This window comes from Roseovarius sp. YIN77, assembly GCF_057219155.1.
In genome coordinates this window covers 77,717-104,716 of sequence record NZ_JBXVVI010000010.1, presented here as the reverse complement: position 1 = coordinate 104,716, position 27,000 = coordinate 77,717, and the positions used below count along the sequence as shown (strand labels likewise).

Below are 27,000 nucleotides of genomic sequence, written 5' to 3'. Positions count from 1 at the left end.
AACTCAGCGCCGTCGCACGGCAGCTTAACGAGCGGCCACGAAAAACCTTGCAATACAAGACGCCGGCAGAGAAGTTCGAGCAGTGTGTTGCGGCGATCCGTTGAATCCGCACCCGCAAAGCAGACTTCCACCCAATTTCCCCAACGTCGCAATACCGACGCTACACCGACGTAATACAGCCCCCTATTCCGCCGCCACTTTCCGCGCTTCCAGCATCTCTTTCAGATACCGCCCGGTATGGCTGCGGGGCTCTTGGGCGACCTTCTCTGGCGTACCGGTGGCCACAATCTCACCCCCGCCATCGCCGCCCTCTGGGCCAATATCAATGATCCAGTCGGCGGTTTTGACCACGTCCAGATTGTGTTCGATCACCACAACTGAATTGCCCTGATCGACCAATTCATGCAGAACTTCCAATAGCTTACGCACATCTTCAAAATGCAAACCGGTGGTTGGTTCGTCCAGAATATAGAGCGTCCGACCTGTGGATCGTTTCGACAGCTCTTTCGACAGCTTCACGCGCTGCGCCTCGCCCCCTGACAGCGTCGTCGCCTGCTGGCCAACTTTGACATAGCCCAGCCCGACGCGCATCAGCGCATCCATCTTGTCGCGGATCGACGGCACCGCCTTGAAAAACTCCTGCGCATCCTCAACCGTCATATCCAGCACATCCGCGATGGATTTTCCCTTCCACGTCACCTCTAATGTTTCGCGGTTATACCGTGCGCCCTTGCAGGTCTCACAGGTCACATAGACGTCGGGCAAGAAATGCATTTCGATCTTGATCACACCGTCGCCCTGGCAGGCCTCACATCGCCCGCCCTTGACATTGAAACTGAACCGCCCCGGTTTATACCCCCGCGCCTTCGCCTCTGGCAGGCCAGCGAACCAATCGCGGATCGGGGTAAAGGCCCCGGTATAGGTCGCAGGGTTTGATCGTGGCGTACGTCCAATGGGGCGCTGGTCGATATCGATCACCTTGTCCAGATGTTCCAGCCCGCGGATGGTTTCACAGGGTGCTGGCGTTTGGCGGGCCCCATTCAGCCGCATCGAGGCGGTTTTGAACAGGGTCTCAATCGTCAGGGTCGATTTTCCGCCGCCAGACACACCTGTCACGCATAAAAACTTGCCCAGCGGGAATTTGGCATTCACCTTTTTCAGGTTGTTGCCCGTGGCCTTGCGCACCTCCACGACTTTGCCATTGCCTTTGCGGCGGGTGGCTGGGATCGCGATTTCGCGCATCCCGGTCAGATATTGCCCGGTGATAGAGGCAGGCTCCGCCGCGATATCATCCGGTGTCCCGCGGGCAATGATCCGCCCACCGTGCACCCCGGCGCCGGGACCAATATCCAATACATAATCGGCGGTGCGAATGGCCTCTTCATCATGTTCAACCACGATCACCGTATTGCCCTGATCGCGCAGGTTTTTCAGCGTCGTCAACAGCCGCCCGTTGTCGCGTTGATGCAAACCAATCGACGGCTCATCCAGCACATACAAAACCCCGGTCAGGCCCGATCCGATCTGGCTCGCCAGCCTGATCCGCTGGCTTTCGCCCCCCGACAAGGTGCCGGAATTACGGCTTAGCGTCAGATATTCCAACCCGACATTGTTCAGAAACCCCAGCCGTTCGCGAATTTCTTTCAGGATTGCACGGGCGATTTCGTTTTTCTGCGCGGTCAAATGCTCCGGCACGGTTTCGATCCAGGTCAAGGCCTCCCGGATCGACATCTGCACCAGTTCGCCCACATGCAGACCGGCGATTTTCACAGCCAGCGCCTCATCGCGCAGCCGGAAACCGCCACAATCCCCACAGGGCCGATTGTTCTGATAACGCTCAAATTCCTCGCGGATCCAGTTGCTGTCTGTTTCGCGGTAGCGGCGTTCCATATTGGGGATCACGCCCTCGAACTGGCGCGTGACCTCATAAACCCGCCCGCCATCGTCATAACGAAACTTGATCTCTTCCTCACCCGACCCGTACAGGAATACCTGTTGCACATGCGCAGGCAGGTTCTTCCACGGCGTGTTCTTGTCAAATTCGAAATGCCGGGCAATCGCCTCTATGGTTTGCAGGAAATACGGGGATTTACCCTTCCGCCACGGCGCCAAGGCCCCGTCATACAATCGCAAAGTCGCATCTGGCACCACCAACCGCTCATCAAAGAAAAGCTCGACGCCAAGCCCATCACAAGACGGACACGCCCCAAAGGGCGCGTTAAACGAAAACAACCGCGGTTCAATCTCGGATATCGTGAACCCCGATACGGGACAGGCAAAATTTTCGCTGAAGGTAACTCGTTCCGGATCGCCCTCGCGTGGTGCCGTTTCCAGCACCGCTATACCATCCGCCAAATCCAGAGCTGTGCGAAAGCTGTCTGCCAGCCGGGTTTCCATCCCCTCTCGCACCACCAAGCGGTCCACCACAACATCGATATCGTGCCGGAACTTCTTGTCTAACGTGGGCGGCTCGTCCAGCTCATAAAATTCGCCATCAACCTTAACCCGCTGAAATCCTTGCTTGCGCAGCTCTGCAAATTCCTTGCGATATTCGCCTTTGCGATCACGCACAATCGGGGCCAACAGAAAGGCACGCGTGCCCTCCTCCATGGTCATCACGCGATCGACCATATCCTGCACTTGCTGCGCCTCGATCGGTTTGCCGGTGGCAGGGCTGTAGGGTGTGCCCGCCCGCGCAAACAGCAACCGCAGATAGTCGTAAATTTCTGTCACAGTGCCCACGGTCGACCGAGGATTCTTGCTGGTGGTTTTCTGCTCGATGGAAATCGCCGGGCTTAGCCCCGTGATGTGATCCACATCGGGCTTTTCCATCATATCCAAAAACTGCCGGGCATAGGCCGACAGGCTTTCGACATAGCGCCGCTGCCCCTCTGCATAGATCGTGTCAAAGGCCAGGGATGATTTGCCCGACCCCGATAGGCCAGTGATCACCACCAGCTCATCACGCGGAATGTCCACGTCAATCGACTTCAGGTTATGCTCGCGCGCGCCGCGCACCTCGATCTTTTTCAACTCGGCCATAATTGCCCCTGCATCTCATCCGTTAACAGATAGTGGATGCGGCCTGAGTCTCCAACCGAAAAGTGAGAACATAATAAGAACAATTATCCGCCTACTGACAGAAAATGACACGCCCCAACCAGAATTTCCCGCCATTTGCGCCCGCCAACATGATTTCCCAAGCCAGCCACAGATTTCCCCCATGAATGCTTCAAGTTCTGATGAGCTGTCTTCCTTAGGTCTGCTTGTGTCACCACCAATCAGTCCACAAAGGAAAACCCGAAATGTCCATGACAGAGCCTGAAATACCGATGCAAAACCTCTTGCCACTGCGTGCACCAGACAGAGGAAGATACGTGGATTACCCCCGCTTGCGCTCTATCCCCCATTTCAGCCTGAAACAGTTGCGAAACCGTTTGATCGCGTCGCTATCCTTGCCGGAAATCCTGCCTGCACATCCAGAAGCCCCCGAACCGGGCCTGAAATAGATTGGCAATTCGAAGTTCCCAAAAAAGCCCGCAGTTGCGGGCCTTTTTCTACATATGGATCACGCGACCATAAGCATCCAGAACGGCCTCATGCATCATTTCTGACAGGGTTGGATGCGGGAAGACGGTGTTCATCAGATCTTCCTCGGTGGTTTCCAGTTGGCGACCCACCACATAGCCCTGGATCAGTTCCGTTACCTCGGCCCCGATCATATGGGCGCCCAGCAACTCACCGGTTTTGGCGTCAAAAACAGTCTTGATCATGCCTTCCTGTTCCCCCAATGCAATCGCCTTGCCATTACCGATAAAGGGGAACCGGCCAACCTTGATATCATAGCCCAACTCTTTGGCCTTGGCCTCTGAATAGCCCACGCTGGCCACTTGAGGATGGCAATAGGTGCACCCGGCAATTGATTCCGGTTTCACCGGATGTGCATGTTTGCCCGCAATCAGATCGGCGACCATCACGCCCTCGTGGCTGGCCTTATGCGCAAGCCAAGGTGCCCCGGCAATGTCACCGATGGCATACAGACCGTCCACACCCGTCCTGCAGAACGCATCCGTCACCACATGGGTGCGGTCAATCTTGACGCCCAGGGCTTCCAGCCCCAAGCCCTCGACATTCCCGACAATACCGACGGCAGAAATGACCGTGTCAAACTCCTGCTTTTCAACCTTGCCGCCGACCTCGATATGGGCGGTGACCTTGCCCTTACCGCGGTCCAGTTGCTTGACCATGGCTTTCTCCATGATCTTCATGCCTTGCTTGACGAATTGCTTCTTGGCGAAGGCACTGATTTCGGCATCCTCCACCGGCAGCACGCGGTCCATCACTTCGACCACTGTCGTGTCAGCCCCCAACGTGTTGTAGAAAGAGGCAAATTCAATCCCAATTGCGCCGGACCCGATCACCAGCAGCTTCTTGGGCATGCGTGGCGGTTGCAACGCGTGTTTATAGGTCCAGACCAAATCACCGTCAGCCTCCAGCCCCGGCAATTCGCGGGCGCGTGCACCTGTCGCTAGGATAATGGACTGGGCGGTCAGTTCCTCTGTCCCTTTATCGGTTTTGACGCTGACCTTGCCCTTAGCCGGGAGTGTTGCCGCGCCCATGACGACGGTGATTTTGTTTTTCTTCATCAGGTGGCCAATGCCGCCCGACAGTTGTCCCGCCACCTTGCGTGACCGCTTCACCACCGCATCCAGATCATAGCCAACATTGTCCGCCTTCAGACCGAACTCTTTGGCCCGGTGCATCAGGTGAAACACTTCGGATGATCGCAGCAACGCTTTGGTTGGGATACAACCCCAGTTCAGGCAGATCCCGCCCAGATGTTCGCGTTCTACTATGGCGACTTTCAGCCCGTTTTGCGCCGCCCGAATTGCGGCAACATAGCCACCCGGACCTGCCCCAATTACCACTATATCATATGAATTCGCTGACATCTGTTCCCTCCGACCTGAACGTCGATTTGAAAATTAGTTTGATATTAAACTATCTTACAAACAGACACAACATTGCTTACCTGCGACACGGAGAACCACGTCGAGACAAGTCAAATCCTTCGTTATTTATTAAGTTTTTCAGCCGCTTACCGCGCGAAATGCGACGCTATAGCCGCCTTCCTTGATAAACTCGATCTCGGGTGCGGTATAGCTGCGATCCAACGCGTCATTGCGATAGGGGAATCTACCAAACCACCGGATCACTTCGCGATGCGCCTTAGCATGGATCAGATACTCCTCCCCACTATCCGGCATCCGGGTCAGCATCAGACGCACACAGCGTTCCTGATCACTGATACATTCCGAATGCATCAAGGGCAGATAGAAAAACTGTCGCTCCGGCTCTGCGATGCGCAAATCCCACTTTCGCTCAATCGCTTTCTTGGCCACCATTCTGGCCTTGCTGTCCGAAGAAAACGCCTTCCCGGTTCCACGGAACATATTTCTGGAAAACTGGTCCAAAACGATCAGCAATGCCAATGTCGTTTCGGGGCGCATGGTCCATTCCGTGGTCAGGGATCCGGCATAGGCCATTTCCCATGTCGACAGGAATTTTTCACGGATCAAATGATCCAGCTTGGGATCAGGGGCGTACCATCTGTCGGGGCCTACTTTATTCAGCCAAAAATCCAACACGTCATTTGGGTTCTGCATCTGGCACACCTCCGTTGTGCGAACCACCCCAGATGAGTCGAAGGTTGCAAAACTTTTAGCCTTTGACAACATTAAAATTTCTTTTCTTCCAAGCTGTTGCCATCTTCGTCCACCGATGTGTCAATCGACCATTCCTGGGCAGCTTCCATAGCCACCGCGGTACTTCCCGCAGACACCAGCGCGTAGGCGGAGGCGTCTTCAACGCTCACTGACGGGCGTTGTGTCATCCGGTAGGCAGCATAGGCTGCAATTGCCGTTGTCAGAACCAACATATACAGGAAGAATCCGCGCGGCCCGGCGACCCCCATGATCCAGCCTGTGATCACCGGACCAGCAATCGCCCCCAAACCGTTGGCAAACACCATCGTGCCGGCTGCGGAGGCCATTTCCTCATTGTCCAGAAAGTCATTGGCATGCGCAATCAGCAAGCCATAGAGGGGGTTCGTGGTGCCCCCGATCAGGACGGCCGCAACCAGCAGAATTTGGAAGCTATCGCCGGCGAAAAACCCGACAACGCCGCCACACGTTCCAACCCCGGCAACGATCCCGATCAGCAGACGGCGATCCATGCGATCAGAGATCCAACCGATTGGATACTGAAACAAGATCGCCCCGATATAGAAAGTCGCAACAAAGGTTGAAATTTGCCCCACATTCAACCCGGCTTGCGTACCAAAGACCGCGGCCATACCAAATTGTGCAGCAAAAACAGCACCTAACAAGAAAACGCCAACAAACCCCAAAGGGGAGCTGTGAAACAGCTCTTTCATTTTCATGGTCTTGGATGCCTGAAACGCAGGCGTCGGGCTTACAGACAGAAGGATGGGTGCAAAAGAGATTGAAACCAGAACCGAAGGCACAATGAACAGGATAAATCCAGACGGATCGCCCAATGTCAACAAGCCCTGCGCAGAGATAATTCCGATCATCTGCATAATCAGATAAAGCGACAGCGCCTTGCCCCGGTTTTCGTTGCTGACCGCATTGTTCAACCAACTTTCAGCCGTCACATAGACGCCCGACAGGCAAAACCCCAACACGATCCGTCCAAAGGTCCATGCGACCGGATCAACAAAGGTGGGGTACAGGATCAAAACGGCAGAAACCATTGATCCCAACGCCGCAAAAACCCGCACGTGACCGACCCTGCGGATCATTTCCGGGGCCAGTTTTGATCCGCCAAGGAACCCGACGAAATACCCCGACATGACGATCGACATATGAAACGTACTGAAGTCGGCCAGATCGCCGCGAATACTCAACAAGGTAGATTGCATACCATTGCCGACCTGCAACAGCATGATACCCAGTAACAGCGCCCAAGCGCTCGCGAAAACCTGTATCATCTGCGGACCTTCCGTTGATATTCAATTCCATCATGCAGGAACCGCGCGCCATTACGCCTTCATCAGCGACAGTTCAAGCACCGTTTTGATCACAAATGCACAAACGTGAAACTATTTCTTTGCAGGGGTATCCGGGATCAGCAACGATGAATCCCCATAGGAAAAAAAGCGGTAATTCTGCCGCAAGGCATGGGCATAGATATCACGAATTTCCTCTGTCCCTATCAACGCCGATACCAACATCATAAGTGTCGATTTTGGCAGGTGGAAATTGGTCATCAACCCGTCTGCAATCTGAAAACGATAGCCCGGCATGATGAAAATATCCGTCTCGCCCACCCATGACGCCAATTCGCCCACACCCTGCGCGGCAGATTCAATCAGCCGCAACGCAGTAGTGCCCACCGGTATAACCCGACCACCATCGCGCTTGGTCTGGTTGATTTCTTCGGCAGCGGCAGGGCTGATTTCGCCCCACTCTGCGTGCATTTTATGATCGCGCGGATCGTCCACCTTGACCGGCAGGAACGTCCCCGCCCCTACGTGCAGCGTCACCTCGGTAATGGACACACCTTTGACCGCAATTTTCGCCAACAATTCAGCGTCAAAATGCAGCGAAGCAGTTGGCGCCGCCACCGCGCCGCTATGACGGGCAAAGACGGTTTGATAATCCGTTTTGTCCTGTTCGTCCGCCGCCCGCTTGGCCGCGATATAGGGCGGCAGCGGCATGGCACCACATTCTGCCAGCGCCGCATCGAATGCCTCTGCCTGCAAGTTGAACTGCAAAATGGCCTGCCCTTCAGACTTTTCGAGGCATTCAGCATGAAGCATGTCACCGAAGTGAACCAGCTCCCCCACATTCAGCTTTTTCAATGGCCGTACCAACGCCCGCCACGTCCCATCTGGTGTCGGATCCAACAGCGTGACGTCAATCCGTGCCTCTGTCTTGCCCGCCGCCCCATCCCTGCGGCGCATTCCAAACAGACGTGCGGGAATAACTTTGGTGTTGTTCAAAACCAACCTGTCCCCCGGGCGCAAGATGTCAGGCAGGTCATAGACGTGCCGATCTTCAATCTTCCGCCCCACCGCATGTAACAGCCTTGCAGAGGTTCGCGGGCTGGCAGGCCGTGTCGCAATCCGATCCTCCGGCAGGTCGAAATCAAAATCAGACAGTTTCACAGGTTTACTCCGTCAGTTCCGGCGCCGGGCGACGAAAGATGTCGCGGATTATCCCAGGTGTCAGGATCGACAATGGATTAACGCTGGTCCGCAAATCATCAGTTGGCCCTGACAATCGGAAGTTAAAACCAAACAGTCCTTCGCCCCGGCGACTGATCAGCGCCCCAACCCCATTGAGCAAATAGATCGGAGAAATCACCCCCTGCATGTCCAATACCTTTGTTCCCAGATTGAGATACCCGTTCATACTGATCCCCAACGACGGACCGACAGCGCTGGCGCTGCTGACAATCATCTGCTCCGGCGTCAAGCGGAAACGGGCATCAACTGTACCAAAGACCAGCCCAGAACCGCTCATCTGTTCCAACAACCCGATCACACTGATAGCGCCCAGCAAATCCGCCAAGGCCGGTGCCCCATGCACCTGCAGCTGATCAGTTATCTTCAGTTGCCCATCATAAACACCTTCGGCTTGCATCGGCACAAGCACGACATCCAGCGTCCCGTTTCGGGCCTCCTCCAAAACACCAACGGCACCCAGCACACGGCCTGCATCACTGCTGCGAATACGTACCGCCGTGCCATGTGGCTGCGGGATCAGCTCCCCCTGGATCGGGGCCCGGCCATTCACATTGGCGCTGAACCGGCCGCGAATGCCCCCTCGACGGGTAAAATCCCCTCGAACATCCGACAAGCGGATCGTTTCCGAAATGATCACCTGATCAAAGGCCGTTGAAATCGCACCACCCGTTGTTGCGCTCCCTTCTGACGTCCGGCCCCGTTCGGCCCGCATGTCAAAGGTTCCACCGGGTATCAGCACCGACAAGCCCTGCCCTTCGCCCCGACCGGTCAAAACAATCGGCGCATCCAGCCAGTTGCCGACCTTTACCCTGCTGAAATTCAACTGATCCAGCTGACCATCATCATGGAGCGCGATCGACCCTTCGGCAGTCAGCCCCGGGGCCTCCAGCGACAGCAATTCAACAGAAACGGGTCGCCCCAGCACACCCTCCACCTTTAGGCTGCCGGTTTGATTGGCTGCTTTCGACCAGCCCAGATCTTCAATCCGAAGCGCCAGCCGGTTCAGGTCCGATACCAGCGAAAATCGTGGGGCTTCACCACGTTCAAGATCAATATCAATACGCCCTGTCGCTGATCCATCCACCGATCCCGGCGGCAACGCGATCCCAAACTCATCCAGAAAACGTTGCGACAGTTCAATCGCCCCCTCGACCCGAGAGCGCCCCTTTTGTTCGGGCCCGAACTTCTGAATCCAGGCCGCACGAACAGGCAATTCGCCCAAACGCGTCGCACCGGCGATTTCAACGCCCGCCGGTGTGGCGCGAAGCCGCATCGTTTCTGCCGTCAGTATCTTATTGTCGACAACCTTGTCAGACTGGACATCGCGCAGGATCGCATCGACGTCGTAGTCGACATCCGCGACCTTCAACCTTTTGATCAGATCAAATTCCAGACCCGCCGTAACACTGACCTGCCCATCGGCCAGATCAACTTCGCGCCCGGCGCGGGTCATGATTTCAAACGGGCGCTCATTCAACAAAGACAACGCCGCCGGTATGTCACCCGCGACCCGCAAATCGACCGCCATACGCGCAGGTTTCAAGGTGACATCCGCAATCGTCAAACTGGTGCCAGCCGCATTCAAGATCCCCCCATTTGGGGCGACAACCTGCCCTTGTTCGACATGCAACGTAAACTGCGTGCCCATAATGGATGCAAACCCAATTCCCTGTTCTGCGAAGGGCAGGGTTTTCAGATAGCGCACCACCCCATCGCGAAACTTGAAGGACAGCGCAAACCGCGGCTCCGAACCCGGAGAGACACGAACATTCGCTTTGGTATCCAATATTTCGCCACTGATGACATTCTCAACCACCCATTTGCGGGGCTTGGGGGCAAAGGCTGCGGGCCACAAAACCCGCAACCGTTCAGCCGGCAGCGCATCCACCCCCACATCCACAGCGGCCTGCCACCCGTCCCGTGCCGCGACGGCATTTCCGCGACCAATCAGACGCGTGTCGCCATCCAACAGCACAAATTGCCCTACGGTTATGTCAAACGGATCCAAACGCAGGCGAAAATCCAGCGCACCGCCATCGAATGTGACGGGTTCTTCAAAGCTGTCCTTCGGATTGGCGGTAATATCCGCAAACCGAAACTGCCCAAGGAAGTTTTGCGGAATCCCGCTTTGAATATCCCGCAGATATCCGTGGCCTTCGGCACGCAGTGACAGCGCATCTGTGGTCACGGATAGCTCGTCAAATGTGATCCTCTGCTGGGCCGGGTCATAGTTGAAATAGGCGCGGCCAGATTGAAACCCCACCGGATTCACACCTGCACCGGGGACCAGTGCGCCATCGCCAATTTCCAGCGCACCGTTCATGGCGGTCAACTGCCCAGCCTCATCCAGTTCAGTCCGCACCGCCCCGTCAACCGGGGCATCAATCACCGATAGCCATGACAACGCCGCCGACTGGGTTGAAAAGTCTGATGCCGGAAGCCCCTCAACCCGCGCCGCCAGAAACGCGGCGGAACTGTCCAACGCGCTGGTGATGCTCATTTCCCCCACGGCAGGCTGATCTTGCCCATAAAGCAGGTTGAAATTTACCCGCATTTCCAGGTTTTCATCGTCGCGGACAATCGCGGCCTCTGAATCGGTCGCCACCCAGTATCGAGCGGCCTGAACGTCCTCATATTCAAAACTCAGATCGGCAACACTGATTTGCCGCATCTCTGACAGCGCGGGCGAACTGAACACATCTTCGATGCCATTCAGAATTTCAGCGATCGATCCGCTGGATGCCAAAGGCCCCGAACCTGTTTCAAATGCCAGATCAAACCGTCCGTCGGGTTCACGGCGCAAGGAAAAGGATACGCCACGTACTTTCAAATCTGTCGGTCGCAGTTTGCCCGACAACAACCTGTCACCGGAAAACTGCACGATCACGTCGGTCAACCCGGCCAGTTCCCCGCCCGAAGCATCCCAGATCATCACCTCATTCAGCGCAATCTTCGGCGACCAATCCTCCCCCATGACAAAACTGGCAGCGCCGATTTCCGCACGTCCCCCCGCCATCGCATGGCCCAATCGCGCCTCTACCCGCGCCAGGGCCCAATTTGGAACAGCGATTTCACGCCCTGACAAAAGCGCCAGAACACCGGCCGCAATCACGGCCAAAAACGCCAGACTCAACAACATCCACAGGCCAAAACTCCTGCCTTTTCGCTGTTTTTGCTGTTTCGGTGTGTCGGCCATTGCGCCTCAGGTCCCTTTAAGGGACATTTCGCCCTTTATCTCTCTGGCGACAAGGGTAAAACAATTTCCAAACCCCTTCTACACGGAGCATCCAAATTGACCAAAGAAACTCTCGTCCCTGGCTCAATTGCCCCGGATTTCACGCTCCCAGCGACTGGAGAGGTCGAGATCACCTTGTCAGATCTTCGCCCAGCGCGTGTCGTGCTTTACTTTTACCCCAAAGATAATACGCCGGGATGTACCAATCAGGCGATTGCCTTCTCGCACCATCTGGACGCGTTTGCCGCCGCAAATTGCCGGGTGATCGGCATTTCAAAGGATTCGATGAAAAAGCACGAGAATTTCATTGCCAAACATGACCTTGCCGTCACCTTGGCCTCTGATGCCGAAGCACAGGTGTGCGAAGCCTACGGTGTCTGGACAGAAAAGAAAAACTACGGACGCACCTATATGGGCATTGAACGCAGCACGTTTCTGATCGGCCCCGATGGCCGCATCGAACATATCTGGCGCAAGGTCCGTGTCCCCGGCCATGTGGCCGAAGTCCTGAACCAGGTGACAGAGGCATGACCAGTACCCTTTCTGAAATGGCAGTAGCGGTTCTGTCGACCGCAGACGGACACGCCAAAACCGCGTTGTCACGCAACTGCGCCGCCAAATGGTTCGCGACCCGAGAGGCTGGCACGCCTTTGCCTATTGGCACCACTGCACCCCCCGATTTTCCCGCACGCCCAGACAAACCCGAACTTCTCAGCCCCCGCGACGTGCCCCGCCGCCGCCCCGGAACGCCAGCAGGCCGCATCGCCTTGCTTCATGCCGTTGCACATATAGAGCTGAACGCCGTGGACCTGCACTGGGACATCATCGCCCGATTTTCCGACACCCCGATGCCGATCGGATTTTACGACGATTGGGTCAAGGCCGCTGACGAAGAATCAAAACATTTCAATCTGGTAACAGAATGCCTTCATCGGCTGGATAGCCACTATGGCGCCCTGCCCGCCCACGCCGGCATGTGGCGCGCCGCCGAAGAAACCGCCTCGGATTTCATGGGTCGTCTGGCCGTGGTGCCTATGGTGTTGGAAGCCCGTGGTCTGGACGTCACCCCCGGCATGATCGACATTTTTCGCAAAGCAGGCGATGAGGCCGCCGTTGAGGCACTGGAAGTCATCTATGGCGAAGAGGTCGGCCATGTCGCCTATGGGTCAAAATGGTTCCACTTTCTATGCGGTCGCCACAATCTGGACCCCAAAGAGGTATTTCACGATCTGGTCCGCACCTATTTTCACAGCACACTAAAACCGCCCTTCAACGAAGAAAAACGGGCCGAAGCTGGCCTGCCACCCGATTTTTATTGGCCACTGGCAGAACAATCGCATTGACGTAAGGGGAAGCTTAGGCAATTTCTTGCCGCCATTGCGCCAAATGACGGTACATCTGTTGTTATGCCTTGCAGCAACGGAAACAGATGGTTAACAGAAATGTGATCTGGCAATTCCGGCTCAGGGCGGCGTTGAACACACTCACAAGATCGAACTGGGACAGGAATTCTTGGGACTAAAGCTGGGACATATCATCCTTGCCGCGATTGAGCGCCGTTTTCCTGAACGTCGCATTTTCCTGCGCTCTGATAATGATACACGCTTTGTCCGCGTCTCTCCGATTGCGCAATTGACCGCCCTTGCCGGTGGCGGGGTCTTTATCGGTTGGACGATTATTGCCAGCGCCATCCTGTTCATGGATGCGATCGGGTCAGGTGGTGTGCGCGATAATGCAGAACGCGAACAGGCATTGTATGAACACCGCTTGAATGTGATGTCGTTGGAACGCAACCGCAGCGCCCAGGAAGCCAGCGCCGCGCAGGCCCGCTTTGCAATCGCCCTGCGCGAAGTATCGCAAATGCAAACCCAGCTGTTAGAGTCCGAAGATCGGCGGCGAGAGCTGGAAAAAGGGATTGATGTCATCCAATCCACGCTGCGGCAAACCATATTGGAACGTGACGCTGCCCAAAACGATCTGCTGGCGCTGCATCAAGACATTGAAGACGCAGATCAAAATGCAGATGTCCGCATAACCCGGTCGGCAGATGTCGAGGCGACACTCGACTTTCTGGCAGGCGCGCTTGAAACAACAACCCAAGAACGTGAAGACATCACCGCCCAGGCAAGCGCTACTGAGGAGCGTGTTACCACCCTGCTGCTTGAGGCAGAACTGGCCGATGAGCGAAATGCGCGCATCTTTGAACAACTCGAAGATGCTGTCGCCGTTTCGCTGGAACCCTTGGACGACATGTTCAAAAGCGCAGGCCACCGCCCCGAACAGATCCTGAATCAAATTCGTCAGAACTATTCCGGGCTCGGCGGTCCACTGACCCCGCTACTTCACGACTCCCAACATGCACATCCTCACCCAGACACGTTACGGGCGCAGGAAATCCTGAAACGGCTTGACCAGATCAATATGTACCGGATCGCGGCTGAAAAGATGCCATTCTCGATGCCGGTATTGACCTCGCACAGGTTCACGTCTGGGTTCGGTCCACGCTGGGGCCGGATGCACAACGGATCGGATTTTGCCGCGGGTCACGGCTCTGCGATCCATTCGACCGGCGACGGTGTTGTGACGCATGCCGGCTGGCAGTCTGGCTATGGTCGCCTGATCAAAATCCAGCACGATTTCGGAATTGAAACACGATATGCCCATTTATCGCGCATTCGGGTCCAGGTGGGACAAAGGGTCTCGCGCGGAGAACGGATTGGTGATATGGGAAACTCTGGACGCTCAACCGGGACCCATTTACACTATGAAATCCGCGAGAGTGGCAACCCCGTTAACCCAATGAAATATATCAGGGCAGCACGCGATGTTTTCTAAAAGCAGAATCAACGAACCCGGTCCCAAGCAGGACACCCCAGAAACGGAAAAGAAGATGGATAGCGCAACCACCACCGCACCGCGTCCAGAGGCCGCACCGGCCCGCGATACGGCACCCAAGCAAAAACCGCCAGCATCAACCCTGTCATCTGACTTGCACATCAAAGGCAATGTCAAAACAACCGGTGACATCCAGGTCGAAGGTCAAGTTGATGGTGATATCCGCGCACATATGTTGATTGTTGGCGAAGGCGCCACGGTCAAGGGCGAAGTGATGGCTGACGATGTTGTTGTCAATGGCCGCGTGATCGGTCGCGTTCGTGGCCTCAAGGTCCGCCTGACCTCCACTGCCCGCGTTGAGGGTGACATCATCCACAAGACCATCGCAATCGAATCCGGCGCCCATTTCGAGGGCTCTGTTCAACGTCAGGATGACCCGCTCAGCCAATCCGGCAAACCGGCCGCCAAGGCAGAAGCGAAATCTTCCTGATCTAAGGCAACAAAGATTGTCTTAAACAGAGGGCCCTTCGTGGGCCCTTTTTTCTTGTTCAATGTGTCACCAATCGCCGATAGAGATGCCAACTCGCGTGGCCCAGCAACGGCAGAATGATCAAAAGCCCCAGAAACGCTGGGATCATCGCCACAATCAAAAACCCGGCGATCAACATTCCCCAGACCAACATCACCCAAGAATTTCTCAACACCGACTGAACGCTGACGATCATTGCTGTCACAAAATCGATCTCCCGGTCCAGCAACAAAGGCAAGCCCGCGACGGTGACCGCATAAATCAGATAAGACAACGCCGCCCCAACAAGCGATCCGACGCCAATCATCATGATCCCATTCGGCGTCAGAAACACCTCAAAAGAGCTAGAGATGTTGGTCATCACAGACAGCCCCATGAACAGAGCAAAAATCATATGGGCGATAAAGAACCAGAATAGAAATATGAAAACCATAATGGCGCAGATTGAAGGGATCTGTCGGTCGCGCTGCCGCCAAACAACGCCCATGACAGAGGACCAGTCCGGTCGGTTTCCCTGTTCCAGTTGATGGCTGACCTCATAAAGCCCAACCGCAGCAAACGGACCTAACAGCGGAAATCCAAAGGCCGCAAGAACCAGCCAATAGGTTTGTCCGGTGGCATAGGTCACAACACCCATCGCCCAGCCCGCGACAATGTAGATGGCTGAAATAAGCAATCCAAACACAGGCGCTGCACGAAAGTCTTGCCACCCCGCACTCAACGCCGCTCGCAGATCAACACCGCTTATCTGGCGGATATCAGGCACTAGCGCCCCGCCAACCGTGGGCGGCACCTTATCATCACTCTTCATTTTTTCACTCCGACATCGATCAAAAATCGAAATCGCGCGTCCCGGTTGGATGATCACATCGGATGGCGTCGGGATCAACCGTTCAGTCAACCGACATAAAGATTTTTGGAAAAACATCACGCAACCAGTCAACCGCCAACCTGAAACGCTTGGTGCTAAGCGTGTCTGGATTGTGATGCATATACAAAACCCGTTCCAGATCGGGCTTGCCAACATTGACCCTGGCCAGATCTGTGCGCCCCCGCGCCAAACACATGGGCAACAAACCTTTGCCAACACCTGCTGCCACCGCTGAAACCAATACACCCGCATCAGTCGAGGTCAGTCGAAAGGATGGTATCCCGCCGCTCAACCGTTCCGTGGCACGGTTTATGATCGGGCGTTCAGCTTCCTCATCCCAAAACGCCACCCAGCCATCTGTCGCCAGCTCGGGATCTGCAGCCTTGTAAACCGCATAAGGTACTTTTCCCAAAGCAACCGCAAACTCGGTCGAATGCGGCGGCGTTTCAAACCACAAAGGTATAGAGGCATCACCCGATATTCGAATTTGCGGTAGACGGGTCAAAAACCGCAAATCGATATTCGGATTACTTTGCAAAAACAGTGCCGCACCACGGCCAGCTAACTCCTGCATCATCCAGGCATTACCGACAATACGTACAGTCCCGCGCGCGCCACTATGCGCATCAGCGATATCATCACCCATAGAACGCAGGGATTTTTCAACCTGTTCCGCATGGCGGAGAACGATTTCCCCTGCTTGGGTCGGTACAAACCCCGCTTTGGAGCGGACAAACAAAATAACGCCCAGCTCTTTCTCCGCGCTGGTCAGCTTTCGCCCAACGGTGGACTGATCTACATTCAGGATCTGAGCGGCCCCGGTTAGCGACCCAGCCTGGCAGATCGCCAACACGATTTTAAGATTATCCCAATCCATCACGCCATTCATGCAATTTTGCATTCACTTAATGCATCTATGCGTCTTTCTGTCCAGAAGTTTTCCGCCTAAAAATGAATCAAGAACTGTGCTAAGCTAATGGCACGTTTGATGCGATGCATTCACATTGTTGTAGATGCATCAACCCAGGCAGGTGATCACGCCTAACAGTAACTGAGGGACCATTAATGTCAGTATCCAAAAAGATTTTCCCACTCATCGCATGCGCCGCGATGCTCGGCGCCTGCGCGCAACAAGAAGAGCCGATGGCACCCAGCATCGTGCCAGAACCGATTTTTGATAAGTTCGGTGGTGTCGCTGGATGTTCAGACGGGTCAGAGCCTTCCTCCAGCACCGCAGCTCCTGGCCAGAATCCTTGTGCTCCGCCGCCAGATGACTGCACCGACACCGCCAACCCGGATTGCTGGCCAACACCGGGGCGAGGTGATGATGATGGGCGTGATCCAAATGGACGCGGCGATGATAGCACCCAAGACGGTCGCACAGGCTAAATTAATACCTCTCCTACTTCAAGCTTTCAGGTCGCCTTTGGGCGGCCTGATTTTTTCGGTGGAAAGTCAGCTTAAACCCTAGTCCTCTGCCTGTGCCTCAGCCCTCGACATCCCTGATACATCCATCGCCAAGGTGGCCGCCATCAGCCCGTCAAGATCACCATCCAGCACCCCTTGCGTGTCCGATGTCTCAAACCCCGTCCGCAGGTCCTTCACCATCTGGTAGGGCTGCAAGACGTAGGATCTGATCTGGTTCCCCCAGCCTGCATCACCCTTGTTGTCATGGGCTTCCTGAATGCTGGCGGTGCGCTTTTCCAACTCCATCTGATACAGACGAGATTTCAGTGCCTTCATCGCGATATCACGGTTCTGGTGCTGGGATTTTTCCGAACTCGTCACCACGATCCCGGTCGGGTGGTGGGTGATCCGAACGGCAGAATCCGTCGTGTTCACGTGCTGCCCGCCAGCGCCCGATGACCGATAGGTATCAATGCGAATATCCGCCGGGTTGACCTCAATCTCGATATTGTCATCGACCACCGGATAGACCCAGACCGAACTGAACGATGTGTGCCGCCGGGCGGAGCTGTCATAGGGTGAAATGCGCACCAGCCGATGCACACCAGACTCTGACTTCAGCCAGCCATAGGCGTTCTTGCCAGTGATCTTGTAGGCGGCAGATTTGATCCCCGCCTCTTCGCCCGCGCTTTCTGATTGAAGCTCCACCAAGAAGCCACGCTTTTCGGCCCAGCGCACATACATCCGCGCCAGCATCGAGGCCCAGTCGCAACTTTCCGTGCCCCCTGCCCCGGAATTGATCTCCAAAAATGTATCGTTGCCGTCAGCTTCGCCATCCAAGAGCGCCTCCAGCTCTTTTTCCGCAGCGCGGATTTCCAGTGCCTTCAATGCGGCCTCTGCCTCGGCCACGACGTCGGCATCCTCCTCCATCTCGCCCATTTCGATCAGCTCGATATTGTCAGACAGGTCTTGTGCGATCCCTTTGCAGACATCAATGGAATCCACCAGGTTTTGGCGTTCCCGCATCAAGGCCTGCGCCTTGGCTGGATCATTCCACAAATCGGGATCTTCAACGCGCGCGTTAAACTCTTCCAAACGAAACTCAGCCGTTTCCAAGTCCATACGCTGCTTCAAAAGCTCCAGCGACTTTTCAACCGCTTCAACTGTGTTCTGAATTTCCGCGCGCATGGGGGATCCTTTGATGACGTGTCAGACCCGCGTGATAGCAACCTGTGCCGGGGCCGACAAGATCAGTAAAATCAGTATAGCCCGTCAGAGGCCAGCGATTCATTCGTCGCCTGCCCGCCGATCCGCGCTGTGCCACCGTCAGAGGTGATAACTGTGCGCGATTGGCCATAGTCATCCCCCTCGCCAGGGGCAAACAGCGGCAGGTTGGCCCCCATGGCGAACCCGCCGTCGATCATACCAGAAATGCCAAAGACAGGTTCCTCGCCATCACGGAAATACTCCGCCACGACGTTTTCGCCCTCGGCTTCGTCTGGCAACCTGGCACCGCTGAACCGATCGATCTTGATGAACCTTCCGCCCTCTGGCACGTCAAAAGGACCACCGCCAAATTTTGCCGTCGCCTCGGTCATGAACCGATTAAAAACGGGGCCACAGGTATTGCCGCCATAGACTCCATGCCCCAAGGGTTGCGGGCGGTCATACCCAATGTAACACCCCGCCACGATGTTAGAGGTAAAGCCGATGAACCAGACATCCTTGGCATCATTGGTGGTGCCGGTTTTGCCTGCAACAGGCACGTTCAGGCGAACCTGCCCGGCGGCCGTGCCGCGTTCGACCACGCCCCGCATCATAGAGGTCAGCTGATAGGCGGTAACCGCGTTCATGACCCTCTCGCGATCGGAAATGATCCGCGGGCCAAGCCCGGCGGGCAAGGCCCCGTCGCAATCCACGCAATCACGCTGGTCGTGGCGATAGACGGTTTCGCCCCACCGGTTCTGCACTCGGTCCACCAGTGACGGTTCAATCCGACGCCCGCCATTGGCAAACATCGCATAGGCCGACACCATTTTGTAAAGCGTGGTTTCCTGCGCCCCGAGCGAATTGGACAAAAACGCATTCATGCGGTCATAGACACCAAAATATTCGGCATATTGCGCCACAGTATCCATGCCGATTTCCTGCGCCAGTCGCACGGTCATCAGATTTCTGGATCGTTCAATCCCGGTGCGCAGCGGTGTCGGGCCATAAAATTCCTTGGATGCGTTTTGCGGGCGCCAGATCCCGGCGCCGGTATCGACCTCGATCGGCGCATCCACCAGGATTGTGGCCGGCGTAAACCCGCTATCCAGCGCGGCGGCATAGACAAAGGGTTTGAATGAAGACCCCGGCTGCCGATCCGCCTGTGTCGCCCTGTTAAAGACAGAATGCTGATAGGAAAATCCGCCCTGCATCGCGATCACCCGGCCGGTGTTCACATCCATCGCAACAAAACCGCCCTGAACCTCTGGTACTTGCCTGAGCGTCCAGCGCACAAAACTGCCATCGTCATTCGTGGTGATCGCCCGCACATGCACGACATCACCGACATTCAGCAGATCACCGGCCACTTTGGCCTGGCGGCCAACCGATCCATCCTCGCGCAGGGGTCGCGCCCAGTTCACATCCTCGGGCGCAATCCAGTGGCCATCGTCATCATCGGCGACGCCCTCGATCCCGATCCGGGCATGGGTGCTGCCGACCTCCAGAACCACAGCCGGGTACCAGCCACCGTCCAGTGCAACATCACGGGAAACTTCGACATCTGACAAGGCCTCCCGCCAGCTGTCCTCGCTGCCCAAAACATCCTCAGGCAATGTCAGCCCGGTTCCACGCCAAACACCGCGATTACGGTCATAGTCCTCAAGCGCCCGCTGCAGGGACATCGCGGCCACCGGCTGCAATTCCTGATCCACTGTGGCGCGCACGGAATAACCTGCTGAAAAGAAATCTTCCTCGCCGAAATCTCGGCTGAGCTGTCGCCGGATTTCATCGGTGAAATAGTCGCGCGGCGGCAAGGCGGTGCGAAACGCCGGGTAATCCCCATTCTGCACCGATTTCAACGGCGCGGCGCGGGCAACGTCACGCTCCGACGCGGTGATATAGCCGTTTTCCTGCATCTCGCGCAGAACAAAATTCCGCCGGTCGACCGCATCCTCATAATCGCGTACCGGATGCAGTTCCGCCGGTTTTTTCGGCAACGCCGCCAAATAGGCGGCCTCGCTGGCATCCAGGTCCGCCAACGATTTGTTGAAATAGGTCTGCGCGGCCGCCGCAACACCATAGGAATTGGCGCCCAGATAGATCTCGTTCAGATAGAGCTCCAGGATATCTTCCTTGCTCAGCGTCTTTTCAATCCGGGTGGCCAGTATGATTTCCTTGATCTTGCGCTCGATCCGACGCTCTCCGCCCAGCAAAAAGTTCTTCATCACCTGCTGCGTGATCGTTGACGCCCCGCGCACATTGCTGCCACGCGATTGCACCGCCTCGACCGCTGCAGCCGCGATACCGCGCAAATCGTAACCGGGGTGGTTATAGAAATTCTTGTCCTCGGCAGAGATAAACGCCTGCTTGACGATGTCCGGAATATCCTCCGCCGATACAAATAACCGCCGTTCGCTGGCAAATTCGTCAATGATGCGCCCCTCGGCCGAATAAATCCGGCTGATGGTGTCCGGCGAATACTGCGCCAGGGCCTCGTGATTTGGCAGGTCCCGGCCATAACTCAGAAACACTGCGCCAACCCCCAGAACAGCGACGAACAGGCCCACTGTCAGCAGGGAAAAGATTGTTCCGAGGAACGAAAGTATAAACCGGATCACACGCAGGTCCTTCAGCAAATGCCAGCCTTATATAGTCCCGCGATCCCGCAGGGTCAAAACACATCCGCACAGGCAGGCAGCTTTCTGCACTTTGACCCGGCGGCATGTATTTGACGCATCTCGCCCCCCGATCCTTGGCTGTCTATTTTCGGATCAATTGTGCCGCTGCGGCATCTTGTTGGGCCCAGCTTTGCAGCCCCGCCGCAATGGCCCGAATGGCTCGGGCCTGCCATTCCTCTGACAGCAGGTTTTCATAATCCTTATCGCTCGACAGATAGCCCAGCTCTATCAGGACAGATGGGATATCGGGGGCCTTTAACACCGTAAACCCGGCATGTTGGTGCGGGTGTTTGTATAGGGCGATCTCTTCTGTCCTGAACCCCGCAATCACCGCCTGCGCCAGTTGCTCTGATCTAGGCTGCGTCTCTACCTGTGCCATTTCCATCAGCACGGTCGCGATCACATCATCCTGATGGGTCAGATCAACACCGGCCATCAGGTCTTCGCGTTCGTGCCGTTCCACCAGACGCGCCGCCACCCCGTCAGAGGCGCGCTCCGACAACGTATAGACCGTGGCACCGCTGGCTTGCCCCTCGGCCAATGCATCGGCATGCAGGGATAAAAACACATCCGCACCAGCACGCCGCGCGATCGCCACCCGACGGTCCAGAGAAACAAACTCATCCGTATTCCGGGTCAATATCACCTCAAACCGGTCCAATCGCTGCAACACTTCTTTCAGCAGTCGGGCAAAGCGCAACATCAGATCTGCCTCTGTCTCGGCCCCCGCATCCGCCCCGGGGTCAATCCCTCCATGACCGGGATCAATCACCACCAACAAACGATCCGTTGCATCCGCTGGCGAGGTCAACGGCCCATTGGGCCCATTATCCCCCCAGCCCATCACATCCGGCATGCCACTTAGTTGGGTGAATTCGGCGTCACTGACCGAGGTCAGAACCACACTAATACGGGCCGCCCCGGTCGCAGGGTCAGTGATCATACCGGCCTGGTTAATTCCCCGCGGTTCATTCATTGCCAAAACCAAACGTGACCAGCCCGCGCGATATCCCCCGGCCCGCAAGGCGGTCACAGCCTCATGGGCCAAAATCTCCTCCCCTGGCAGGCCTGCCCAATCGACCTCCCGAAAATCAATGACCAACCTGCGCGGGGCATCCAAGGTGAATACCCGATACGGCACCGCCTGCGTCAGGCCGATATCCAACACCACGGCAGGGCCACGATCTGCGATTCCTGTCTCATCCGGCACAATGCGCGCAAGGGCTGACAGCGATTGGCTGCCCTGCGCAGAAACACCCGTGCTGCCGATCACCACGGCACACAGCATCCATGCGATCTGTCTGATAATCCCCATTGCCCGATCCAGCGCCTGCGTGTTTTTGGTTTTGTCGGCAGCTTACGCCACCCAACCTGTCTATGCCAAGCGCGCTGCCATGAAGTTTTGCAATCGGGAAAGCCCCTCGCGAATATCGTCAGACGACCGCGCATAGGAAAAGCGCAAGGTCGTTGCCCCCCGCGCATGGTCAAAATCCAGCCCCGGGGTCACCGCCACACCGGCCTTGTCCAGAATTTCGGCAGCAAAGGCCCGGCTGTCATCAGTATAGGCACTGACATCGGCATAGATGTAGAACGCCCCATCGGGTGGTGCGATCCGGTCAAACCCGGCCTTGGGCAACCCATCCAGCATCAATTGGCGGTTCTGCGTATAGACCCGCATGTTTTCTTCCAACTCCTGGGTGCAATCCATCGCCGCCAATGCCGCCACCTGGCTGACATGCGGCGCACAGATGAACATGTTCTGGACCAGCCGCTCCACCAACCGCACGTGGTCTTCGGGCACCACCATCCAACCAACCCGCCAGCCCGTCATCGAGAAATACTTGGAAAATGAATTGATCACATAGACATCATCGCTGATTTCAAGTGCGGTAGCAGCACGACCCTCGTATTGAATCCCATGATAAATTTCGTCTGAAATGAACGTCGTACCCGTGGCGTGGCTGGCATGGATCAGCCCGGCCAATGCCTCACGATCCAGCATGGTGCCCGACGGGTTGGCGGGCGAGGCCACGATCAGCCCAGCCAGATCCAGCCCAGCCAGATCTTCCGGTATCGGTTGCAGGCGATTTTCAGCCGATGTCTGGATTTCCACCGGCTGCAGCGACAGCGCTTTCAATATCTGCCGATATGACGGATAGCCCGGCGCGCCCAGCCCAACCCGCTGCCCGGCTTCAAACAACGCCGTAAAGGCCAGCAAAAAAGCACCCGATGAGCCAGAGGTCACAACCACACGTTCCGGGTTCAGGTCGATATTGTACCAATCCTTGTATAATTGGGCGATCCGCTTCCTGAGCGCTGGCAAGCCCAGACTGACGGCATAGCCCAGCGGATCGCGCTCCATCGCTTCGGCCACTGCGGCGCGTGCGCCCGCCGGGGCCGGTGTTCCCGGCTGCCCCACCTCCATGTGGATGATGTGCCGACCAGCGGCCTCTGCCTGACGTGCGGCTTCAACCACATCCATCACAATAAAGGCATCCACATCACCACGGGTTGAACTTCGCATCAATCTATCCTTACTCTCCACCGTGCCGGGTTTTCCCAGCGCAGGTGAGGAAGGTCAATGGTATCCATCATTTTGCATATCCGCTCAGCCACCGCAGTGCTGTGCATCATGGCGTTGACCATGTTGCACGCGGGTATTGCCCACGCCCAGGGCCTAATCCGCGATGCAGAGATTGAACATTCCCTAAGCGCCTTGGCCCGCCCGATCTTGACCGCAGCAGGCCTGTCGCCCGGCAATGTCAAAATCATGGTGATCAATGATTCCCGCCTGAACGCCTTCGTCATCGATGGGCGGCATATCTTCCTGCATTCCGGACTGATCCGCAAAATGGAAACCCCGGAAATGCTGCAATCGGTGATTGCGCATGAGGCCGCCCATATCGCCAACGGCCACATAACCCGCCGCGCCGTGAACGCCCGAAATGCCCGAACCGCCGCCGGTCTGGGCCTGCTTCTATCTGGTGTTGTCGCTGCCACCGGCAATGCTCAGGCCGCAGGCGGGTTGGCCGTGGGATCGGGCAGTTCCGCACAACGCCTGTTTTTCGCCCACACTCGGGCCGAGGAAAGCGCCGCCGACCAATCCGCCGCCCGCTACATGGCACGCGCGGGCATTGATCCGTCGGCCATGGTTGACGTGCTGGATATCTTTCGCGGCCAGGAGGCCCTGTCCGCCAGCCGTCGCGACCCTTATGCCCTGACCCACCCGCTGTCATCACAGCGCCTGCGGGCCGCGCGCGGCTATGCCGCTGCCTATCCGCCCCAGGGCACACCCGCACAGTCAAGCACCTACTGGTACCAACGCGCCCAGGGCAAATTGGACGCCTTCCTTGGCAACCCCTCACGCACCATCCGTCGCCTTCGCGGGGCCGATGACAATTCGATCACACTGATGAAACGCGCCGTCGCCTATATGCGACTGCCCGATTATGACAAGGCGATGGACAATATGAACGTGCTGGTTCGCGCCCGGCCCGAAGATCCCTATGTGCACGAACTGAAAGGCCAAATCCTTTATGAATCCGGGCGTTTCGACCAATCTGTAACCGCCTATGCCCGGGCGGTTCAACTGGCCCCAAGCCAACCCCTGATCCTCGCCGGATATGGCCAGGCCCTACTGGCGCGCAACACAAATGCGAACAATCGCAAAGCTTTGGACGTATTGGAACGTTCACGCGCACGTGATCCCTTTCAATCCAGAATGTTGCGTGATCTTGCCGTGGCATATGCTAGATTGGGCAATAACGGCATGGCCTCCCTGTCGACCGCAGAGCGTTACGCCCTGATCGGTCGGCTGCGTGATGCAGCGGTTCATGCTGAACGGGCAAGCGGCCTGTTGCCACGCGGATCAACCGCCTGGAACCGGGCGCAGGATATTTTGAACGCCGCAAAGACGGCAAAGTAACGGAGAAGAGCAGATGAAACGTTTGTTGGCGACAACGCTATTGGCAGCAAGCCTTGCCCTGCCCGCGCAGGCGTTCGATCTGGACAATATGTCCGAGGAAGAGCGCGACGCCTTTCGCGCTGAAATTCGTGCCTACCTGTTGGAAAACCCCGAGGTGATCATGGAGGCCGTCGCCGTCTTGGAACAGCGCCAGATCGCCGAGCAGCAGGCCGCGCAAGACGCCATATTGCAGGCCAGCGCCGACGAAATTTACAATGACGGCTATTCCTATGTCGGCGGCAATCCAAATGGCGACATTACCTTGGTTGAATTTCTGGATTATCGCTGCGGCTACTGCAAACGCGCCCATCCAGAGGTCGCACAACTCTTGGCCACTGACGGCAATATCCGCCTGATCGTCAAGGAATTCCCAATCCTCGGCGATCAATCCACGCTGGCCTCGAAATTTGCCATTGCCGTGCGCAGCGTCGCAGGCCCTGATGCCTATAAAGAGGCCAGCGATTTTCTGATGGGGTTGCGTGGCAACCTGTCAGAAGAAACCCTGCGCCATTACGCCGATACCGCTGATCTGGATGCCGACGCTATCATCGCCCTGATGGACAGCGAAGAGGTCGCAACCGAAATCGCCGCCAACCACGCCCTGGCCCAACGCCTGCAAATCAGCGGCACACCTAGCTTTATTCTGGATGGCGAAATGATCCGCGGCTACGTGCCCCTGGACACCATGCAACAATACGTCGCCGCCGCCCGCGAGGGGTAAGTTGGCACGCTATGTAGGGTGGGCAAGTCTGCCCATCACTCATCACCACTGTCCCAAATTCCATTGGTGGGCGAAATGCCCACCCTACGGCTCTTTGGTCGAACCGGATATGCAGGGGCAGATGGGGGCGAACCCCACCAAAGGCGATACGCAGGAGTGATTGATATGGATATGAGCGCTTATCTCTTTGATGAGGTTCCGGTGCCGGAGGGACGGTTTGACGCAGAAATACAGCGTTGGGAAAAGGCTGGATATCAGATGGAACTGAGGTCTGCCCATCTGCGTGCCACCCATATTGAAAGTGGTGTCTGGTTTGGTGAATCCAGAATCGTCAGAGAATTTGGCCCCCCCCCGAATCATATTTTTTCGCGACTTTGCATTCTGGAAAGAGTGATGGGTGGATGCTCACCATAGAAAAAAATATTCCGTAACAAATGGTTAGCAAGGTTCTTGGGTGTTCCTTGGGAGACTGATAAAGAAAAGGCTTATGTGCGTAATCTGGGTTGGGTGACCCAATTAATCGTTTCCTCAGAGGATCAGGAACAGGTTGATATTCTGGATAAAAATCAAGAACTGATTGAGCAAACGCTTGAGTTGGCATTGGTACATGGCACCAGCGGTACAATATTGCCGTCTTCTTTGTCAGAATTTCAAAAAGGCCATCCAGATGGGCCCATTCGCTATCTGTATCAAAGCACCCATTTAAATCGAAGGTTCGAAGTCGGGTACAACCTGTCCGGGACAACTCTCTAAGTCGTATTCATTCAATCCACATCCCAATTTCCCGTAGGCCGGGCTTCAGCCCGGCACAGCTTTCAAATCCGCTACCGGTTTAAAAGGCAACAAAGCCGCAAATCCGCTCTTCAGCCCTCATCACCCCGGGTTTCTTTTTGGCACGAATACGCCCGCCGGAGGCCTGAAAACCCTCTGACACACCCCTTGAATTCAACACCGACGCAATACCGACGTTGTGCCGTCGCGTTGCAGCCTGCTGATTTTAGCCGTCCCGCCCCTCGATCACCCGGCCTGCGCGACCGCCCCGGCGGCCCGTGCGTTCGGCCTCTCCCAGGCTTTCATGCAGCACCTTGGTCATCGGGTGATCCGGGAATTGCGGCTGATAATGAGCATAGATCAGCGTCAGCCACGGCTTTGGATCCTGCCCGCCGGGGATCCCGATCGCCCAATCCAGAAAGATCGACCGGCACTCCCCCTCGGTGATGCCCTCAATCCGGTAGCTGTCTAAAAACAGCTCTCTCTTGTCCATTTCTTTCAGGTCCAT

General features: G+C 56.4%; 23 protein-coding genes. 10 read left to right on the top strand and 13 right to left on the bottom strand.

Features of this window, described 5'->3' with window-relative positions:
* Positions 1-183: 183 nt before the first annotated feature.
* The gene (uvrA, locus tag AC2D8P_RS10570; protein ID WP_484702588.1) at positions 184-3,042 is read right to left on the bottom strand and encodes an excinuclease ABC subunit UvrA; all 2,859 of its coding nucleotides are present in this window, start codon (positions 3,040-3,042) and stop codon (positions 184-186) included.
* A gap of 263 nt (positions 3,043-3,305) precedes the next feature.
* Here uvrA and AC2D8P_RS10565 point away from each other — a divergent pair, with 263 nt between their 5' ends.
* On the top strand, positions 3,306-3,509 hold the full coding sequence (locus AC2D8P_RS10565) for a hypothetical protein (protein ID WP_484702587.1): 204 nt from the start codon (positions 3,306-3,308) through the stop codon (positions 3,507-3,509).
* Positions 3,510-3,557: 48 nt separating this feature from the next.
* Here AC2D8P_RS10565 and lpdA read toward each other — a convergent pair whose 3' ends face one another.
* The 5 genes from lpdA to AC2D8P_RS10540 all read right to left on the bottom strand — a co-directional run bounded on the left by lpdA (position 3,558) and on the right by AC2D8P_RS10540 (position 11,468).
* A complete protein-coding gene (lpdA, locus tag AC2D8P_RS10560) occupies positions 3,558-4,952 on the bottom strand; it encodes a dihydrolipoyl dehydrogenase (RefSeq protein WP_484702585.1) in 1,395 nt (464 codons plus the stop codon).
* Positions 4,953-5,090: 138 nt separating this feature from the next.
* Complete coding sequence (locus AC2D8P_RS10555) at positions 5,091-5,666, bottom strand: DUF924 family protein (RefSeq protein ID WP_484702584.1); 576 nt, start codon at positions 5,664-5,666, stop codon at positions 5,091-5,093.
* Positions 5,667-5,737: 71 nt separating this feature from the next.
* The gene (locus AC2D8P_RS10550) at positions 5,738-7,012 is read right to left on the bottom strand and encodes an MFS transporter (protein ID WP_484702583.1); all 1,275 of its coding nucleotides are present in this window, start codon (positions 7,010-7,012) and stop codon (positions 5,738-5,740) included.
* 111 nt (positions 7,013-7,123) lie between these two features.
* Complete coding sequence (queA, locus tag AC2D8P_RS10545) at positions 7,124-8,191, bottom strand: tRNA preQ1(34) S-adenosylmethionine ribosyltransferase-isomerase QueA (protein WP_484702582.1); 1,068 nt, start codon at positions 8,189-8,191, stop codon at positions 7,124-7,126.
* Positions 8,192-8,195: 4 nt separating this feature from the next.
* On the bottom strand, positions 8,196-11,468 hold the full coding sequence (locus AC2D8P_RS10540; protein ID WP_484702581.1) for a hypothetical protein: 3,273 nt from the start codon (positions 11,466-11,468) through the stop codon (positions 8,196-8,198).
* Positions 11,469-11,564: 96 nt separating this feature from the next.
* Here AC2D8P_RS10540 and bcp point away from each other — a divergent pair, with 96 nt between their 5' ends.
* From bcp to AC2D8P_RS10520, 4 genes are all read left to right on the top strand, one after another.
* The gene (gene bcp / locus AC2D8P_RS10535; RefSeq protein WP_484702580.1) at positions 11,565-12,038 is read left to right on the top strand and encodes a thioredoxin-dependent thiol peroxidase; all 474 of its coding nucleotides are present in this window, start codon (positions 11,565-11,567) and stop codon (positions 12,036-12,038) included.
* Complete coding sequence (locus AC2D8P_RS10530; RefSeq protein ID WP_484702579.1) at positions 12,035-12,850, top strand: ferritin-like domain-containing protein; 816 nt, start codon at positions 12,035-12,037, stop codon at positions 12,848-12,850. The genes bcp and AC2D8P_RS10530 overlap by 4 nt, the downstream gene beginning before the upstream one ends.
* Before the next feature lie 169 nt (positions 12,851-13,019).
* Positions 13,020-14,342 carry a DUF5930 domain-containing protein gene (locus AC2D8P_RS10525; RefSeq protein ID WP_484702577.1) on the top strand — a complete coding sequence of 441 codons (1,323 nt, stop codon included), beginning with the start codon at positions 13,020-13,022 and terminating at the stop codon, positions 14,340-14,342.
* 55 nt (positions 14,343-14,397) lie between these two features.
* On the top strand, positions 14,398-14,832 hold the full coding sequence (locus AC2D8P_RS10520; protein WP_484702576.1) for a bactofilin family protein: 435 nt from the start codon (positions 14,398-14,400) through the stop codon (positions 14,830-14,832).
* Positions 14,833-14,890: 58 nt separating this feature from the next.
* Here the strand turns inward: AC2D8P_RS10520 and AC2D8P_RS10515 are convergent, their stop codons facing one another.
* Together AC2D8P_RS10515 and AC2D8P_RS10510 are read right to left on the bottom strand one after the other, a co-directional pair.
* Positions 14,891-15,682 (bottom strand): DUF2189 domain-containing protein, encoded by a 792-nt coding sequence (locus AC2D8P_RS10515; protein WP_484702575.1) that lies wholly within the window; start codon positions 15,680-15,682, stop codon positions 14,891-14,893.
* Between the two features lie 82 nt (positions 15,683-15,764).
* A complete protein-coding gene (locus tag AC2D8P_RS10510; protein WP_484702573.1) occupies positions 15,765-16,619 on the bottom strand; it encodes a LysR family transcriptional regulator in 855 nt (284 codons plus the stop codon).
* A 188-nt stretch (positions 16,620-16,807) separates the two neighbouring features.
* Between AC2D8P_RS10510 and AC2D8P_RS10505 the strand changes: the two genes are divergently transcribed.
* Positions 16,808-17,131, top strand: coding sequence for a hypothetical protein (locus AC2D8P_RS10505; protein WP_484702572.1), 324 nt, complete (start codon positions 16,808-16,810; stop codon positions 17,129-17,131).
* Positions 17,132-17,209: 78 nt separating this feature from the next.
* Here AC2D8P_RS10505 and prfB read toward each other — a convergent pair whose 3' ends face one another.
* The 4 genes from prfB to AC2D8P_RS10485 form a co-directional block, all read right to left on the bottom strand.
* Positions 17,210-18,337, bottom strand: coding sequence for a peptide chain release factor 2 (gene prfB / locus AC2D8P_RS10500; RefSeq protein WP_484702571.1), 1,128 nt, complete (start codon positions 18,335-18,337; stop codon positions 17,210-17,212).
* Positions 18,338-18,408: 71 nt separating this feature from the next.
* Complete coding sequence (locus AC2D8P_RS10495; RefSeq protein ID WP_484702570.1) at positions 18,409-20,976, bottom strand: penicillin-binding protein 1A; 2,568 nt, start codon at positions 20,974-20,976, stop codon at positions 18,409-18,411.
* A 142-nt stretch (positions 20,977-21,118) separates the two neighbouring features.
* Positions 21,119-22,351, bottom strand: coding sequence for an N-acetylmuramoyl-L-alanine amidase (locus tag AC2D8P_RS10490; RefSeq protein WP_484702569.1), 1,233 nt, complete (start codon positions 22,349-22,351; stop codon positions 21,119-21,121).
* A 60-nt stretch (positions 22,352-22,411) separates the two neighbouring features.
* On the bottom strand, positions 22,412-23,560 hold the full coding sequence (locus tag AC2D8P_RS10485) for a pyridoxal phosphate-dependent aminotransferase (RefSeq protein WP_484702567.1): 1,149 nt from the start codon (positions 23,558-23,560) through the stop codon (positions 22,412-22,414).
* A 57-nt stretch (positions 23,561-23,617) separates the two neighbouring features.
* On the opposite strand from AC2D8P_RS10485, the gene AC2D8P_RS10480 reads away from it, so the two are divergent.
* The 4 genes from AC2D8P_RS10480 to AC2D8P_RS10465 all read left to right on the top strand — a co-directional run bounded on the left by AC2D8P_RS10480 (position 23,618) and on the right by AC2D8P_RS10465 (position 26,474).
* On the top strand, positions 23,618-24,961 hold the full coding sequence (locus AC2D8P_RS10480) for a M48 family metalloprotease (RefSeq protein ID WP_484702565.1): 1,344 nt from the start codon (positions 23,618-23,620) through the stop codon (positions 24,959-24,961).
* Between the two features lie 13 nt (positions 24,962-24,974).
* Positions 24,975-25,721 (top strand): DsbA family protein, encoded by a 747-nt coding sequence (locus tag AC2D8P_RS10475; RefSeq protein ID WP_484702564.1) that lies wholly within the window; start codon positions 24,975-24,977, stop codon positions 25,719-25,721.
* A 165-nt stretch (positions 25,722-25,886) separates the two neighbouring features.
* Positions 25,887-26,135, top strand: coding sequence for a hypothetical protein (locus AC2D8P_RS10470; protein WP_484702562.1), 249 nt, complete (start codon positions 25,887-25,889; stop codon positions 26,133-26,135).
* A gap of 36 nt (positions 26,136-26,171) precedes the next feature.
* Positions 26,172-26,474, top strand: coding sequence for a hypothetical protein (locus tag AC2D8P_RS10465; protein ID WP_484702561.1), 303 nt, complete (start codon positions 26,172-26,174; stop codon positions 26,472-26,474).
* A gap of 244 nt (positions 26,475-26,718) precedes the next feature.
* Here the strand turns inward: AC2D8P_RS10465 and AC2D8P_RS10460 are convergent, their stop codons facing one another.
* Positions 26,719-27,000 carry a hypothetical protein gene (locus tag AC2D8P_RS10460; protein ID WP_484702559.1) on the bottom strand — a complete coding sequence of 94 codons (282 nt, stop codon included), beginning with the start codon at positions 26,998-27,000 and terminating at the stop codon, positions 26,719-26,721.

What these genes read in the sequence shown, in the direction of transcription:
- uvrA (WP_484702588.1), bottom strand. Translation starts at nt 3,042, where the DNA reads ATGGCCGAGTTGAAAAAGATCGAGGTGCGCGGCGCGCGCGAGCATAAC.
- AC2D8P_RS10565 (WP_484702587.1), top strand. Translation starts at nt 3,306, where the DNA reads ATGTCCATGACAGAGCCTGAAATACCGATGCAAAACCTCTTGCCACTG.
- lpdA (WP_484702585.1), bottom strand. Translation starts at nt 4,952, where the DNA reads ATGTCAGCGAATTCATATGATATAGTGGTAATTGGGGCAGGTCCGGGT.
- AC2D8P_RS10555 (WP_484702584.1), bottom strand. Translation starts at nt 5,666, where the DNA reads ATGCAGAACCCAAATGACGTGTTGGATTTTTGGCTGAATAAAGTAGGC.
- AC2D8P_RS10550 (WP_484702583.1), bottom strand. Translation starts at nt 7,012, where the DNA reads ATGATACAGGTTTTCGCGAGCGCTTGGGCGCTGTTACTGGGTATCATG.
- AC2D8P_RS10540 (WP_484702581.1), bottom strand. Translation starts at nt 11,468, where the DNA reads ATGGCCGACACACCGAAACAGCAAAAACAGCGAAAAGGCAGGAGTTTT.
- AC2D8P_RS10530 (WP_484702579.1), top strand. Translation starts at nt 12,035, where the DNA reads ATGACCAGTACCCTTTCTGAAATGGCAGTAGCGGTTCTGTCGACCGCA.
- AC2D8P_RS10520 (WP_484702576.1), top strand. Translation starts at nt 14,398, where the DNA reads ATGGATAGCGCAACCACCACCGCACCGCGTCCAGAGGCCGCACCGGCC.
- AC2D8P_RS10515 (WP_484702575.1), bottom strand. Translation starts at nt 15,682, where the DNA reads ATGAAGAGTGATGATAAGGTGCCGCCCACGGTTGGCGGGGCGCTAGTG.
- AC2D8P_RS10510 (WP_484702573.1), bottom strand. Translation starts at nt 16,619, where the DNA reads ATGGATTGGGATAATCTTAAAATCGTGTTGGCGATCTGCCAGGCTGGG.
- AC2D8P_RS10505 (WP_484702572.1), top strand. Translation starts at nt 16,808, where the DNA reads ATGTCAGTATCCAAAAAGATTTTCCCACTCATCGCATGCGCCGCGATG.
- prfB (WP_484702571.1), bottom strand. Translation starts at nt 18,337, where the DNA reads ATGCGCGCGGAAATTCAGAACACAGTTGAAGCGGTTGAAAAGTCGCTG.
- AC2D8P_RS10490 (WP_484702569.1), bottom strand. Translation starts at nt 22,351, where the DNA reads ATGGGGATTATCAGACAGATCGCATGGATGCTGTGTGCCGTGGTGATC.
- AC2D8P_RS10485 (WP_484702567.1), bottom strand. Translation starts at nt 23,560, where the DNA reads ATGCGAAGTTCAACCCGTGGTGATGTGGATGCCTTTATTGTGATGGAT.
- AC2D8P_RS10480 (WP_484702565.1), top strand. Translation starts at nt 23,618, where the DNA reads ATGGTATCCATCATTTTGCATATCCGCTCAGCCACCGCAGTGCTGTGC.
- AC2D8P_RS10475 (WP_484702564.1), top strand. Translation starts at nt 24,975, where the DNA reads ATGAAACGTTTGTTGGCGACAACGCTATTGGCAGCAAGCCTTGCCCTG.
- AC2D8P_RS10470 (WP_484702562.1), top strand. Translation starts at nt 25,887, where the DNA reads ATGGATATGAGCGCTTATCTCTTTGATGAGGTTCCGGTGCCGGAGGGA.
- AC2D8P_RS10460 (WP_484702559.1), bottom strand. Translation starts at nt 27,000, where the DNA reads ATGGACCTGAAAGAAATGGACAAGAGAGAGCTGTTTTTAGACAGCTAC.